Raw genomic sequence first — 14,903 nt, 5'->3', positions numbered from 1 at the left:
TGACGGGGGGTGGTACGCATGAGTCCCGGTGATTATGTTAAAGAAGCGTACCGCTGTATTTTGCGAAGCGATTTCGAAGAAGCGATAGTGTGCTTCGAAGCTGCGATTGCGGCCAATCCGAACGATCCGGAGGTCAGATATCGCTGCTCAATCACTTACGCACGCAGCGGGAAGCTGGAAAAGGCGGCCGAACATGCCAGAGCCGCAGTGAAGTTAGACGGCGCCAAGCCGGATTACCGTCTGCATTTGCAGCACCTGCAAGCTATGCTGCATGTACAGGTAGCCAAGCGGTTGCTTGAGGAGGCTGTCGGCTCCATGAGCAATCCCTACCGGCCGGTCACATTGCTGAAGGAAGCTGTGAAGCTTGACCCGCTTTATGGGGATGCTTATGTATGGCTGGCTATTGCCTACAGTAGAGTGAACGATCCTTTGGCGGCGATCGCGGCCATGAAAGAAGTCATTTTGCTTCATCCGGACGATGAAGGCTTGAAGGAATTGATGAAGGATCTTCAGATATCGCTGCAGAAGTACGTGCAGTAATCATTATGTAAGAAAGCGGGGGCCATATCTAATATGAAAAATAAAATCAGAGTCGTAGTTTCAGGAGCCGGCGGCCGGATGGGCAGGGAAGTCGTTAAGCTGGTTCTGCAGGATGAAGAGCTGACGCTTGCCGCCGCAGTGGACCATTCGCTGCATGATATCGATGCAGGCCTGCTGGTTGGGCTCCCGGAAGCGGGAATATCGGTAACGAGGGATCTCGAAGCCGCGCTGTCTGCCGGCGCGGATGTGCTGGTCGATTTTACGATACCGCAGTCTGCTTATTCCAACACGGCTGCGGCGATCAAATATGGTGTGAGGCCGGTTATCGGTACGACCGGCTTTACGCCCGAGCAGATTGAAGAATTGGACAAGCAGTGCCAGGAACAGGGAATAGGCGGATTGATCGCCCCGAATTTCTCAATTGGAGCGATCCTGATGATGAAGTTTGCGGCGCAGGCGGCAAAATACTTTCCTAATTTGGAGATTATTGAGTATCATGGAGACCAGAAGCTGGATGCGCCCTCAGGCACAGCCATCAAGACGGCTGAGTTGATTGCCGAGGCTCGCGAGGAACTGCGGCAGGGCAACCCGCAGGAGGAGGAAACCATCGAAGGCGCTCGTGGCGGCTACTATAACGGTTTTCGGATCCACAGCGTGCGGCTCCCGGGTGTATTTGCGCAGCAGGAGGTTGTCTTCGGCAGCTTCGGCCAGACGCTGAAGATCCGCCACGATTCCTATGAGCGTGCGGGGTATATGCCCGGGGTCAAGCTGGGGATCGAAAAAGTCATGGGATATACCGGAATAATATACGGGTTTGATCACTTTATCGAATAAACGGGGGAGAAACCGATGAAGATTGCATTTATTGCGCATGACCGGAAGAAAGATGAAATGGTTAATTTTGTAACCGCTTATGAGCATGTGTTTCAGGGGCATGAAATGTACTCGACCGGCACGACCGGGCAGCGTATTATGGAAGCGACCAGCTTAAACATTCACCGCTTCATGTCGGGCCCTCTCGGGGGCGACCAGCAGATCGGCGCTCTTGTTGCGCAGGACGAGCTGGATTTGATTATTTTTCTGCGCGATCCGCTGATGGCTCAGCCGCATGAACCGGATATTTCGGCTCTGCTGCGGTTATGTGACGTGTACGGGATTCCGGTGGCGACCAATATCGCGACTGCGGAAATTCTGGTCAAGGCGATCGACCGCGGCGATTTCGCCTGGCGGGACCTGGTGCATAAGTACAAGCCTGGTATTGAAGAATGAAGCTCGATATTCTCGTATTCGGCGCCCACGCCGACGATGCGGAGATCGGTATGGCCGGAACGATTGCCAAGCAAACGGCGGCCGGCTTTAAGGTCGGGCTTTGCGATCTGACCGCAGCGGAAATGTCTTCCAACGGTACGGTGGAGAGCCGCAAAGAGGAAGCCGCCCGGGCTGCAGGCGTGCTCGGCGCTTCATCGCGCACCAATTTGGGGCTGCCCGACCGGGGACTGCGCCTGACGGGGGATCAGCTTGAGGCGGTAACGGCGGAGATCCGCCGCTGCTCGCCGGATATCGTGTTCGCTCCCTATTGGGAAGACCGCCATCCCGACCATGTGGCCTGCAGCAGGCTCGTGGAGGAGGCGGTTTTTAATGCGAAGCTTCGCCGGTATATGCCGTCGCTGAAGGCGGTGAAGGCGCCGCAGCTTTACTTTTACTTCATCAACGATTTGGGGCGTACGGATCTTGTAGTTGATGTAACCGATAAATACGGACTCAAGGAATCCGCCTTGTCCTGCTATATTTCCCAATTTCAGAAGCTGCCGGGAGAAGATATCGTGGCGACACCGCTGAACGATGGCTATATCGAGCGGGTCCGTTCCAGAGATATGCTGGTAGGACAGCGCAGAGGATTTTCTTATGCCGAGGGCTTTGCTTCAAAAGTTCCGTATGCCGTTGATTTATTCAAGGGATAAGATGGAAACGAGGCGGGCGTCCGCACAAGCGGATGCACACGCACCAATCAGCAAATAAATAAAGGAGACGGACATATGGACCGGTTGTTGAAAATAGGCATTACCTGTTATCCGTCTCTCGGCGGTTCCGGCGTAGTGGCCACTGAACTGGGGAAGCTGCTGGCTGAAAAGGGCCATGAGGTTCATTTTATTACTCACAGCGTTCCGTTCCGTCTGGGGACGTTTCAGAAAAATATATTCTATCACGAGGTCGAAGTTAACGACTACTACGTGTTCAGGTATCCGCCCTATGATCTTGCCCTGGCGACAAAGATGGCCCAGGTAGCCAAGATGGAGAAGCTGGATCTGCTTCATGTCCACTATGCGGTTCCGCATGCCGTCTGCGCCTTTTTGGCCAAGCAAATGGTGGGCGGGCATGTCAAAGTGGTGACGACGCTTCACGGGACAGATATAACGGTGCTGGGCCAGGACGAATCGCTGAAGGATCTGATCCGGCTTGGCATCAATGAAAGCGACGCGGTAACGGCGGTGTCGCAGGATCTTATCAATGAGACGCGCCGGGTGCTTGATATTACGGACGAGATCGATCTGACCTACAATTTTGTAGACAAGCGGGTATATTATCCGAGAGATGTTTCTGATCTAAGAGGGGATTTTGCGTCTCCAAATGAAAAAATTTTGATGCATATTTCCAATTTCAGGCCGGTCAAGCGTGTTGGAGATGTGGTGGATATTTTTGCCAGAGTCGCCAAGGAAGTTCCGGCTCGTCTTCTGCTTGTCGGAGAGGGGCCTGAGCTTCCGAAGATTCAGGCTAAGATCGCGGAAATGGGAATAGAGGACAAGGTGCGGTTTCTTGGCAAGCAGGATGAAATCGCCCAGGTGATTTCGCTTGCGGATGTGCTGCTGCTTCCTTCGGAGAAAGAGAGCTTCGGGCTTGTAGCCCTGGAAGCGATGGCCTGCGGCGTGCCGACGGTCGGATCGCAGGCGGGGGGAATACCCGAATTGGTGCTGCATGGCGAGACCGGATTTCTGGGGCCGATCGGCGATACGGCAACCATGGCGGAGTACGCTGTCCGGCTGCTGTCGGACGAGGCTCTTGCACAGAGGTTCCGCAAAGCATGCCTGGAGCGTGCGAGAGAGGATTTCTGTAAGGATGCCATTACCGATCAATACGAAAGTATCTATTACCGTGTACTGGACCGCAGGGTGACGAAAGCGGTCCGATAAGAATGGAGCCGTGTCATTATGAATTGGAAAATGGCCGATCCTCTGATGGCCGAAGCTGCCGGGCGAATCATTATTCGCCTGACCGATGCCGGGCATGAAGCCTACTGGGTAGGCGGCTGTATCCGGGACGAGCTGCTGGGGCGCCCCGTTCACGATATGGATATCACCACCTCAGCCAAGCCGGAGTCGGTCATGTCGCTCTTTCCAAGATGCGTGCCCACAGGCCTGCAGCATGGAACGGTTACAGTGCTGGAGGACGATTTACCGTTTGAAGTGACTACATACCGAACCGAGAGCGGCTATGCCGATCACCGGCGACCTGAGACGGTTACTTTTGTTATGGAGGTCAAGGAGGATCTTCGCCGCCGGGACTTTACGATCAATGCGATCTGTCTCGGTCTTGACGGAAGATTGATCGATCCGTTCGGAGGGGCGGAGGATCTGCGCCGCCGGCTGATCCGCTGCGTAGGCAAGGCGGAAGACCGCTTTGACGAGGACGCGCTCCGCATGCTCCGCTGCATCCGCTTCGCGTCCACTCTGGGCTTCGGCGTCGCGAAGAACACCTGGCGCGGTCTGCTGCGCCGCCGGGACGGGCTGGCGCATATCGCCGTGGAGCGCGTCTATGCTGAGCTGACGCGCATCGTGGAAGGCCCCCGGCCGCTGACGGGCCTTGCGATGCTGGCGCGCAGCGGGCTGCTCGCGCGCGGCAAGGCCCCGTTCCCCTGGACCGGAGAAGACCTGGCGGCCGCGGCGACAGGTCTTACCGGCATCGGGGAACTGGGGAGCGCCCTCCTGCGGTGGGCGCTGCTGCTCCATGCCCTGGGGGCGACGGCCGATGCGGCCGACGGCTTGATGCGGGCATGGACGTTCCCGGGGGCGACGCGGCGCGGCGTCGCCCAGGTGCTGCGGGTCCGCGAGGCGTGGACCGCAGCGGCGGCGGAGGCGGGGCCGGGAGATGGCCCCGCGGACTTCCGGCGGCGGTTCCTCGCCGCCGTGTTGGCCTTCGGCGCGGAAGCCGCCGAAGGGTGGCTGGCGCTGCTGGCCGCCATGCCGGGCGGCGGCCCGGGCGCCGGGCTTGTTCCGTCCGCCCGGCGGTGGCTGGACGAGATGCCTGTGCGCGGGCTGGCCGATCTGGCGGTGACGGGCGGGGATTTAGCGTCCGCCCTGGACCGCCGTCCGGGGCCTTGGCTGGGTGAGCTGCTTCAGGCTTTGCTGTTGGCGGCTGCGTCCGGCGTCTTGCCTAATGACAGGACTGCTCTGATTAACGAAGCGAAAAGGATGAATCACCATGAGCAATGATAAAATAACGGCCGCAACTGCCGGAGCGGACGTACTTAGAGATACGAACTGGGCCGGAAGACTGCGTCGTTTGGATACGGTGGTGTCTACCCAGGAGGAGGCCAAGCTGCTCGCGGAGAAGGGCGTTCCCGAAGGGACCGCCGTCATGGCCGAGGAGCAGACTGGCGGACGGGGAACAAGGGGCCGGAGATGGCATTCTCCAAAAGGCAAGGGGATCTGGATGAGCGTTGTTTTGCGTCCGGCCATTCCGTTGCAGTCGACGCCCCAGTTGACGCTTCTGGCAGGCGTCGCGGTCTGCTCCGCCATCCGTAAGTTAACCGGTGTGGAAGCGGGCATCAAATGGCCGAACGATCTTCTGGCCCGCGGCAGGAAGCTGTGCGGCATTTTGCTGGAATCGAACGTCGGACCGGGAGGTCTGCAGTATGCTATCGCCGGGATTGGCATCAGCGCCAATTTGTCGGAGGAAGATTATCCGGCTGAGCTTCGCAATAATGCGACATCGCTGCTGATTGAGGGCGGCATGCCGGTTGACCGCGAGCAATTAGCCGCAGAGGTGCTTAGGGAACTGGATTACCACTATAAGCTGTACATGGATCAAGGCCTGAAACCGATCGCAAGGTTGTGGGAGGAGCAGTCGGTTACCCTTGGCAGAAGGATTGGGCTCAAGACGCCCCAGGGCTGGCTAGAAGGGACGGCCGTAGGCCTCGGCGAAGACGGCGGTCTGCTGCTTCGCGCGGATAACGGATCGGTGACGAGTGTCTGCTCCGGCGAGATCACGCTGATTTAAAATACCATACCTTGTCACATTTATATCGTGTAATTATCCAGCGGATTTGTTATACTGTTCGCAAGAGGCGGTATCTGCTGAAACAGAACTGCACTCTTGGCGTAGTAAAGCTGCTTTTGTTTATACCTTCATAACTGTATGGAACGGTTACGTTGGATTCTGCTCTGAGCCGCAAGGACCGAGACAGAAGGGACGATCGCGAGTGACTCTTTTTTGCCCTTCGGACCTTTTTAGCGGATACGCTAAAAGGTTTTTTTGTTTGCGCTGAAGTAAGCGCGGTGACTCGCAAAAGGGGAAAAGGGAATGGCTGACAAACAAGCACTGAACATTGTGAAAATGAAAAAAATGAAGGCGGAAGGCGTGCCGCTGAGCATGCTGACCGCATATGACTATCCTTCGGCCGCCTTGGCCGAAGAGGCCGGCGTCGATATGATCCTGGTCGGCGACTCGCTCGGCAATGTTGTTCTTGGATACAACTCGACTCTGCCTGTCACCATCGACGATATGGTGTACCATACGCGGGCGGTCGCCAGGGGAGCGGAGCATACGTTCATTGTGGCGGATATGCCGTTCATGACGTATCACGGCGGCATCGACGAGACCCTGAAGAATGTGCGCCGGCTAATGCAGGAGGGACATGCCCATGCAGTTAAGATGGAGGGCGGGCTTGAAATATGCGCAGCCGTATCTTCCATCGTCTCCGCGGGAGTGCCTGTGCTGGGCCACATCGGGCTTACACCGCAGTCGGTAAACACCATTGGCGGATACCGGGTGCAGGGCAAGGATCCCCAGGATGCGCAGCGGCTTATGGAAGAAGCCAAGGCGCTTGAGAAGGCGGGCGCCTTTGGCATCGTGCTGGAACTGGTGACCGAGGAAGTGGCTGAAGCGATCACTAAGGAGCTTGCCATTCCGACGATTGGAATCGGAGCGGGACGCTATTGCGACGGACAGGTGCTCGTATTTCACGATGTGCTGCGGTATGCTTCGCCTTACAGGGAGAAGCGGTTTGTTAAGGCGTATGCCGACGTCGGGGGTATTATCCGCGACGCGCTCGGACAATATGTACAGGAAGTCAAACAGCGCGCTTTTCCGGAACAGCGCCATGCGTTCGGTGCGGATGAGAGTGTGCTGGAATCATTATACGGTGCGGCCGGAAAAGGAGCGAGATCATAATGAGAGTCGTTAGAACGGTAGAGCAGCTTCGGGAAGCAATCGGGTTTATGCGGCGTACCGGACAGGGGCCTGTCGGGCTGGTTCCGACGATGGGTTATCTGCATGATGGCCATGCAAGCCTGCTGCGGCGGGCGGGAGAAATGTGCGGTACTGTCGTCATGAGTATTTTTGTCAATCCGATTCAATTCGGACCGAACGAGGATTATGAAGCCTATCCGCGCGACGAACAGCGGGATTTGGAACTTGCGGAACGCGAGGGTGCCGATATCGTGTTTATTCCGACGGTAGAGGTGATGTATCCCCGCCCAATCCGCAGTAAAATCACGGTGTCCTCGCTTACGACGAGATTATGCGGCGCCTCGCGTCCGGGCCATTTTGACGGAGTGACGACGGTAGTCGCCAAGCTGTTTAATCTGGTCCAGCCTGAATATGCTTTTTTCGGACTGAAAGACGCGCAGCAGGTGGCAGTGCTTCGGCAAATGGTGGATGACCTGAACATGAATGTGGAGATCATCCCCTGCCCTATCGTACGTGAAGGCGACGGGCTAGCCCTCAGCTCCCGCAACGTCTATTTATCGGCCGAAGAGCGCCGTCAGGCGCTGGTGCTGTCCCGCTCGCTTCAGGAGGCCCGCAAAGCGTTAGAGGAAGGACGGGCGGCCACGACCGATGAAGTCCGGGAGCTGCTGACATCCGTCATTTCCGGCTCGCCGCTTGCTGACATTGATTACGCGGAAGTCTTGACATTTCCGGAGCTTGAGCCGCTTGAAGGTAACTTCCCGCTTACGAGAGCCGAAGGGGAGATCATAATGGCGCTGGCCGTCCGGTTCGGCCGTACGCGCCTGATCGACAATGTCATCTTTACGCCGAAGGAGGTCGCAGCGCTTGTATAGACATATGATGAAATCAAAAATCCACCGGGCGACGGTCACCGAAGCCAACCTGAATTATGTCGGCAGCATCACCATTGACGAGGATCTGATGGAAGCCGCAGACCTGCTGGAGAACGAGAAGGTGCAGATTGTGGACAACAACAACGGTTCGCGTCTGGAAACCTACGTCATACCGGGTCCGCGGGGCAGCGGCGTCATTTGTCTGAACGGTGCGGCGGCGCGGCTTGTTCAGCCCGGCGATACGGTCATAATTATTTCCTATGCGATGCTGTCCCGGGAAGAGCTTGAAGAGCATAAGCCCACGGTGGTGTTTGTGGACGAGAACAACCGTCCCGTTAAGCTTGACAATAAGGAGCTTCACGCGACGATTGCCTGATTTGGGTATCGGTCCCTGGAACCATGTAATGACTGCCACGCATGAAAGGCCGGCTCCGGGCGAACAATGAAGTCAGGCAAGCTGCACTGATCTCATTTTCGCAAGGAGGGATGGCTCCTATGTTTCAACAGATGTTTGCCGAAATGAACGAAATGCTCTCCGATATTGCCAGACAGCTGCCGGAGGCTCAGGGAGTAAGGCGGCATGAGCTTTTAAGCAAATACCGTATGCTTCGCAAGATGAGCGACGAAGCGCTGGATGAATGGCTCGCTTTTGCGGAAGCGCTCAGTCTGTTTCGCCAGAAAGTGGAGCTTACTGAGGTGCCGGAGCCGGAGACGCCGCTTAGCGGGGAAGACTCCGGAATTGAGATGGAGAATTTTGCGCGCGGTCAAGGGTATTACAAGCTGTTGATGTTTCCGAAATGCATCGAGCAGTTCAGCGTCGTCATTTCCCGGTATCCCAATAATCTGGCCGCACGTCTGTATCTGGCCATGTCCCATCTTCATCAGGGCGAAGCGCCCGCGGCGCGGGTTCACTTGGAACATATGCTGCCCCTGGTTCAGAGCCGCAAGCTGAAGGCGCATTTGTATAACGCTGTTGGCTGCATTGCGGCGTCGGGCCGCCGGTTCGATGAAGCGAAGGAACTGTTCGGGCTGGCGCTGAAATACGATCCGGCACTGCCTGAGCCAGACGCCAATCTGGAGGTCTGCAGGCGCGGCAGAGGCGAGCTTCAGTTCGGATTTCAGCTGGTTTCGCTATTATAATCGGGCGTTTAATTTGGTGCGATGCAGCTGCTGCTTTCCGGCGGTGTGCATCGCCTTTTTTCGCAACTTCTGTTATGCTGATTAAGAGTCTCGAATGAAAGGGTTTAGAATACATCATGAAATTTGCCGTGCTTGATTTTGAAACGACGGGAACCCAGTCCGTAGGTGAAATTATCCAGGTCGGACTTGCCATTATAGAAGAAGACCGGTCCATTTCGCGTGTGTACGGCTCCTACGTCAAGCCCGGAGGACCGATACCCCCTTTTATTACCGGCTTAACCGGCATTAAAGACAGCGATGTGCAGGACGCGCCCGAACTCGAAGAGATGATGATGGAACTGGTGCCTCTTCTGGATGATGTCGTGCTTGTTGGGCATAACGTCGCTTTCGATTTTCATTTTCTTCAGAGCGCTCTGGACCGGTGCGGTTATTTGCCGTTTCAGGGCCGTATTCTCGATACGATCGATTTTGTAAAAATCTGCTTTCCATCGCTCACCTCCTATCAGCTTGGAACCATCAGCTCCCATTTCGGACTTCTGCATGAACGTCCGCATCAGGCGGACAGCGATGCGCTGGCAACAGCGCACGTACTGCTGAAATGTCTGGATGAGCTCTACAGCCTTCCTCTGCTTACGGTGCAGCGGCTGACCGAGCTGTTTTCCGGTGAAGACAGCGATCTGAGCTGGTTTTTTGAGGGCTTGCTGAGCGAGCGCGAGCTGGAAACCTTCCAGCCCGAAGGTGATCTTAAGTTTTACCGCCAGCTTGCGTTAGCCGTGGGCGATTGGACGGAGCTGGCTCCTCCGCGCGAGGACGGCGACAATCCGGTGGAGCATATGTCGTTTGAGGCTTACTTGAACGAGATTACCGAGCGGCTGCGGAGCATCCTGCCCCAGTACGAAAGCCGGCAGGCTCAGGAAATTATGTTCGGCGAAGTGATCAAGGCGCTGGAAGAAGAGAGGCATCTGCTGATCGAGGCTGGAACAGGAACCGGCAAGTCGCTAGGCTATTTGCTTCCAGCTATTTACCAGAGCGTCCGCACGGGGCAAAAGGTAATGGTCAGCACTCATACGATCAATCTTCAAGATCAGCTCCGTGAGCGCGATGTTCCACTCTTGACCGCAGCCGTTCCTTTTCCGTTCAAGGCTGCTGTCTTCAAGGGTAGGGGACACTATTTGTGTCTGCGCAAGTTTGAACATAAAATAAATAAAAAGGATTACGCATCCCCGAGAGAGGATACTCTAACATCGGCGCAAATGATTGTGTGGCTCACGCAGACCGAATCGGGCGACGACGAAGAGCTGAATTTAAGCGGCCGGGGCGGCGATTTCTGGGAAACGGTGGCGAGCGACACGGACTCCTGCCTGGGACGGTCTTGCCCATGGTTCCGCAAATGCTATTACCATCGCGCCAAGCATGAGGCGGGCAACGCCGACGTGGTCATTACGAACCACTCGAAGCTGTTTGCCGACATGAAAGCGGGCCATCAGCTGCTTCCTGCCTATGAGTACCTTGTGATTGACGAGGCGCATCAATTGGAGGAAGTGGCCGGCAAGCACCTGGGCATGCATATGAAGCATTTTACCGTCTCGCATACGCTGAACCGCTTGTACAAAGACAGCCGCACCGGCCAACTGCCTGCTCTCCGGCAGATCCTCCAAAGCTCGGGCAGTGAGCAGGCCACCGAGTGGAGCGGGATCATCGACCGGCTGTACCCCGACCTCCTTACCGTAAAAGAGGCGTGGGATCTGCTCAGCGATAGGCTGTATGCACTGATACCCGAACGGTCCGACTCAGCGGCGGGAGAAGCGGGACAATTGGTGCATCGTCTTCTACCCGCCAAGAAGCCCAAAGGCTGGGAAGAGCTTGTTTCACTGGAAAGTACACTAAACTTGTCTTTAAGTGATATTATCCGCAAAGGCGATAAAATGCTTTCCGAAATGCGTGACCAGGAAGGCCAGTCCTCGGCCGACAGCCTTGTAACCGATGTTGGCGGGCTATTCAAGGATTTGGCTGATATCCGCGAGCAGGTACGTTTTTTTATGGGCATGAATGACGAAAATGTTGTATATTGGCTGGAGGCAAATGGAAATTACCGCAGCAAATCACTGCAGCTGTATGCCGTGCCCGTCGATGTCAGCGCGCAGCTCAAGGAGCTTTTCTTTGATAAGAAAAAAAGCGCCGTCCTGACGTCGGCAACCTTGTCCGTCGATAAATCGTTCCAGTATATGATCGACAATCTGGGTTTAAACGAAGCCCAGGAGGAAGGAAAGCTATCGACCGTACTGCTTCCTTCTCCCTTTAGGTACCGGGATCAGGCGCTGCTGGTCATTCCGCGGGATTTTCCAAGTGTGAAGGGAACCGTCGGCGACGCCCGGTTTGTCGATACGCTCGTTCATTCCCTGGCTGAAGCCGCAGTGACGACTCGCGGGCGCATGCTTGTGCTGTTCACGTCGTATAAGATGCTCCGGCAGGTATACGACCCTCTGAAGGAGGCACTCGCCTCCGAGGATATAGCGGTGCTGGGACAAGGCGTTGAAGGAGGCAGCCGAAGCAAGCTGCTCCGCCGGTTCCAGGAGAATTCCTCTTCTGTCCTGCTGGGAACGAGCAGCTTCTGGGAAGGAGTCGATATTCCCGGCGACGCACTAACATGTCTGGCAATCGTCAGACTGCCTTTTCAGCCGCCTAATCATCCGCTCGCGGAAGCGAAGGCCGAACTGCTGCAGGCACAGAAGAAGAACCCCTTCATGAAACTGTCCGTGCCTCAGGCCGTCATCCGTTTCAAGCAGGGCTTCGGCCGCCTTGTACGGACCGCACAGGATCGTGGCATTGTTATTGTTTATGATACCAGAGTAATCGAATCTTATTACGGAAAGTATTTCCTGTATTCCTTACCGGGACCTAAAATGGAGCATATGGCGACGGAACAAATGGTCCCCCGCATCGCCGAATGGCTGAAGCAAGACGGCGTATCCTAAGCGGGATGCTCGATTGGCCATTGTACAACATAGGCCAATCATTGTCTTTGCTTTTAAGGTATTCGATCGGCCATTGTACAACATAGGCCGATCTGCCGATTTTAATCTTTATGCGGGTTATACTGTAAGTAGATTCCGCCAATTGTCAAGCGTGTCCCGTCAGGGACGAAAAGCGATCCTTCATCCGCCTGATCAAGGTCCAAGCCCAACTTTCGCTAACGCCAATTTGCCGTTAGCGGGTGTCCAGAGGGCGGCAGCCCTTGGGGCCCTCCCTTTTAGGGAGGGTTTGGGAGGGTCCTATTAAAATGTAGGAGGAGAACTCATGAAATCGGACAAAATATCTGAAGCCGTCGTGCGCAGATTGCCTGTGTATCTGCGTTTTTTGAACGACCTGCAAAAACGCGAAATCGCCACTGTTTCTTCTCAAGAACTCGGACAGCGACTGGATTTAAATCCTGCGCAAATCCGCAAGGATTTGGCCTATTTTGGCGACTTTGGCAGGAAGGGCATTGGTTATGACGTACCTTACCTGATCGAAAAAATCCGTCACATCCTGAAGCTGGACCAGCAGATTAATGTTGTTCTGGTAGGAGCCGGGAATCTGGGTCAGGCGCTGTCCAATTACAATATTTATCTAAAAGACACAATGAAAATTACGGCCGTCTTTGATTCCTACCCGCCGAAGATCGGGACCAAGATCAATACGTTGACCGTTCAGCCTATGGAAGAGCTTGCAAGCACCGTACGTGAGCAGGGCATTCGCATAGGCATTATTACTGTGCCCGAGCAGGAGGCGCAAAAAGTAGCGGATATTCTCATTGGAGCAGGCATTGAAGCCATTCTGAATTTCGCTCCGGTTATTCTGAAGACACCGCCCGAGATTCGCGTGCATGCGGCGGACTTTACGACCGACCTGCAAAGTTTGGCTTACTATCTGCATGAAGGAAAGGACGAAGAAGAGCATGGGTACTAAATGGATGATCCGAAACGGAAAATTTGCCGTGCCTGGCGCGGATAAGCCTGTTCTTGAAGGATATATGGTAATTGATAACGATTTGATTACGTACATAGGGGAAGAACCGCCCGTTCTTGAAGAAGACGTGCCTGTCTTTGAAGGCAACCGCCTGCTGTTCCTACCGGGGCTTGTCAATACGCATGGGCACGCGGCGATGTCGCTGCTGCGCGGTTATGGAGACGATCTGGCCCTTCAAGTATGGCTTCAGGAAAAAATGTGGCCAATGGAAGGGAAATTCACCGGAGACGATGTCTACTGGGGAACCGCACTCTCGGTGCTGGAAATGCTAAAGGGCGGAACAACGACGTTTCTCGATATGTATGATCATATGGACCGGGTGGCTGAGGTAGCGGAAGCATCCGGAATACGCGCAGTCCTGATGCGCGGCGTCATCGGGCTGTGCCCGGCTGAGGTGCAGAATCAGAAGCTTGCGGAAGCGGTTGCTTTTGCAAAAAAATGGCATAACGCGGCGAGCGGGCGGATTACCGCCATGATATCGCCTCATTCGCCGTATACTTGTCCTCCGGATTATATCGAGAAATTCGTTCAGGCGGCGCATGACCTTGACCTGCCTATTCATACGCATATGTCGGAAACACGGCGGGAAGTGGAACAAAATGAAGCGGATTATGGCCTTCGGCCCGTTGCCCATCTGGAGAAGCTCGGGATGTTCACCCGGCCGTCGCTTGTGGCGCACGCCGTCCATCTGAACGATGAGGAAATCGAAATTCTTGCGCGTAATCAGGTTGGCGTCTCGCATAATCCGGGCAGCAATCTGAAGCTGGCAAGCGGCGTGGCGCGCGTTCCCGAACTGCTGAAGGCCGGTGTTACGGTATCGCTCGGAACGGATGGCGCGGCAAGCAACAACAACCTGGATATGTTCGAGGAAATGCGCCTGGCCGCACTGATTCATAAAGGAGTGTCCGGTGATCCGACGGCGGTTCCCGCAGGCGAGGCCCTCCGTATAGCTACGGAGTATGGCGCAAAGTCTGTATTCCTTAATCAAGTGGGCAGGCTCGCCCCGGGAATGAAAGCCGATTTTATCGCCATCGATATCGACCAGCCCCATCTGCTGCCGCATACGGACCTGATATCTCATACGGTATACTCGGCTAGCGCGAAGGACGTAGAGCATGTATGGGTCGATGGCAAGCAGATCATTAAGCACGGGGAATGCCTGACCTTGGACGAAGAGGCGATCCGCCGCAAGGCGCAGGAAGCATTCGAGGGACTGCTGAATCGGTAAATTTATAGAGCTTTCGCTGACAGCCTGTACGACTACTGGAACAAAGGAAACAAGAGCCTCGTCACTTTGGGACGGCGTTATTGTTTCTTCCTAGAAGGAGAGCTGCACGTTGAGAAAAAGGAGAAAATGGATTTTATACGGGGTGTTTCTGGCCCTGCTCCTTCTGTTCGGATTGTATCAATTTTTTGCCTACGTGCTGAAGGACCAATGGAGCGAGCGCAGTGCAGCCGAAGCTGCGGCGATTAGCGGGGCGGGCCTAACCGAGATCGAGAAAGCGCAGAAATCGGTATGGGACGAGAACTCCATTTATTGGGTGATTACCGGCAAAAACAAGGCCGGCTCCGATGTGATGGTGTGGGTGCGTTTTACTGTTGACGGCAAGCCGGCTCAAGGAGAGAACGCCGTGCATACGCAAGAACTGTCTCAGGGAGTCTCCGAGGAAAAAATGCGGCAGATTATCGCAGCCCAGGTTCCTGGTATCAAGATCGAACGTTTGCTTCCCGGAGCGTATAACGGCGAGTACGCCTGGCAGCTTTTTTATAAAGACGGGGACCGCTATTATTACCGGTTCTACCGCTTCTCGGACGGTGAGCAGATCGGCGACGGCTACAGCCTTCCGAACCGTTAACGAGGTGTAATACGAAGAACCA

At 55.4% G+C, this 14,903-nt stretch carries 15 protein-coding genes; all 15 read left to right on the top strand.

The annotated features are described in order from the left end of the window. Positions 1–18: 18 nt before the first annotated feature. Positions 19–540 carry a tetratricopeptide repeat protein gene (locus KP014_RS22175; RefSeq protein ID WP_036594353.1) on the top strand — a complete coding sequence of 174 codons (522 nt, stop codon included), beginning with the start codon at positions 19–21 and terminating at the stop codon, positions 538–540. Positions 541–573: 33 nt separating this feature from the next. Next, positions 574–1,374 carry a 4-hydroxy-tetrahydrodipicolinate reductase gene (dapB, locus tag KP014_RS22170; RefSeq protein ID WP_036594354.1) on the top strand — a complete coding sequence of 267 codons (801 nt, stop codon included), beginning with the start codon at positions 574–576 and terminating at the stop codon, positions 1,372–1,374. Between the two features lie 15 nt (positions 1,375–1,389). Beyond that, positions 1,390–1,809, top strand: a complete 420-nt coding sequence (mgsA, locus tag KP014_RS22165; RefSeq protein ID WP_036594355.1) for a methylglyoxal synthase — start codon at positions 1,390–1,392, stop codon at positions 1,807–1,809. Then, on the top strand, positions 1,806–2,501 hold the full coding sequence (bshB1, locus tag KP014_RS22160; protein ID WP_036594356.1) for a bacillithiol biosynthesis deacetylase BshB1: 696 nt from the start codon (positions 1,806–1,808) through the stop codon (positions 2,499–2,501). The genes mgsA and bshB1 overlap by 4 nt, the downstream gene beginning before the upstream one ends. 75 nt (positions 2,502–2,576) lie before the next feature. After that, positions 2,577–3,728, top strand: a complete 1,152-nt coding sequence (gene bshA / locus KP014_RS22155; RefSeq protein ID WP_036594357.1) for an N-acetyl-alpha-D-glucosaminyl L-malate synthase BshA — start codon at positions 2,577–2,579, stop codon at positions 3,726–3,728. 18 nt (positions 3,729–3,746) lie between these two features. Next, on the top strand, positions 3,747–5,027 hold the full coding sequence (locus tag KP014_RS22150; RefSeq protein ID WP_090834178.1) for a CCA tRNA nucleotidyltransferase: 1,281 nt from the start codon (positions 3,747–3,749) through the stop codon (positions 5,025–5,027). Then, positions 5,017–5,814 carry a biotin--[acetyl-CoA-carboxylase] ligase gene (locus tag KP014_RS22145; protein WP_090834179.1) on the top strand — a complete coding sequence of 266 codons (798 nt, stop codon included), beginning with the start codon at positions 5,017–5,019 and terminating at the stop codon, positions 5,812–5,814. The genes KP014_RS22150 and KP014_RS22145 overlap by 11 nt, the downstream gene beginning before the upstream one ends. A gap of 303 nt (positions 5,815–6,117) precedes the next feature. Further along, positions 6,118–6,987 (top strand): 3-methyl-2-oxobutanoate hydroxymethyltransferase, encoded by an 870-nt coding sequence (gene panB / locus KP014_RS22140; RefSeq protein WP_036589795.1) that lies wholly within the window; start codon positions 6,118–6,120, stop codon positions 6,985–6,987. Beyond that, positions 6,987–7,877, top strand: coding sequence for a pantoate--beta-alanine ligase (gene panC, locus KP014_RS22135; RefSeq protein WP_036589797.1), 891 nt, complete (start codon positions 6,987–6,989; stop codon positions 7,875–7,877). Before panB ends, panC begins: the two co-directional genes overlap by 1 nt. Continuing rightward, positions 7,870–8,253, top strand: coding sequence for an aspartate 1-decarboxylase (gene panD / locus KP014_RS22130; RefSeq protein WP_036589798.1), 384 nt, complete (start codon positions 7,870–7,872; stop codon positions 8,251–8,253). Before panC ends, panD begins: the two co-directional genes overlap by 8 nt. A 119-nt stretch (positions 8,254–8,372) precedes the next feature. Continuing rightward, on the top strand, positions 8,373–9,017 hold the full coding sequence (locus tag KP014_RS22125; RefSeq protein ID WP_036589799.1) for a tetratricopeptide repeat protein: 645 nt from the start codon (positions 8,373–8,375) through the stop codon (positions 9,015–9,017). A 116-nt stretch (positions 9,018–9,133) separates the two neighbouring features. Further along, positions 9,134–11,992 carry an ATP-dependent DNA helicase DinG gene (dinG, locus tag KP014_RS22120; protein WP_036589800.1) on the top strand — a complete coding sequence of 953 codons (2,859 nt, stop codon included), beginning with the start codon at positions 9,134–9,136 and terminating at the stop codon, positions 11,990–11,992. 322 nt (positions 11,993–12,314) lie between these two features. Further along, on the top strand, positions 12,315–12,965 hold the full coding sequence (locus tag KP014_RS22115; protein ID WP_036589802.1) for a redox-sensing transcriptional repressor Rex: 651 nt from the start codon (positions 12,315–12,317) through the stop codon (positions 12,963–12,965). Further along, positions 12,955–14,253, top strand: a complete 1,299-nt coding sequence (locus KP014_RS22110) for an amidohydrolase (RefSeq protein WP_036589804.1) — start codon at positions 12,955–12,957, stop codon at positions 14,251–14,253. Before KP014_RS22115 ends, KP014_RS22110 begins: the two co-directional genes overlap by 11 nt. Positions 14,254–14,362: 109 nt before the next feature. After that, the gene (locus tag KP014_RS22105; protein ID WP_036589805.1) at positions 14,363–14,881 is read left to right on the top strand and encodes a cell wall elongation regulator TseB-like domain-containing protein; all 519 of its coding nucleotides are present in this window, start codon (positions 14,363–14,365) and stop codon (positions 14,879–14,881) included. Positions 14,882–14,903: the final 22 nt, after the last annotated feature.

Source organism: Paenibacillus sophorae, from assembly GCF_018966525.1.
In the GTDB taxonomy this organism is placed as follows: Bacteria; Bacillota; Bacilli; order Paenibacillales; family Paenibacillaceae; genus Paenibacillus_AQ; species Paenibacillus_AQ sophorae.
This window is presented reverse-complemented; position numbering and strand designations above follow the sequence as displayed.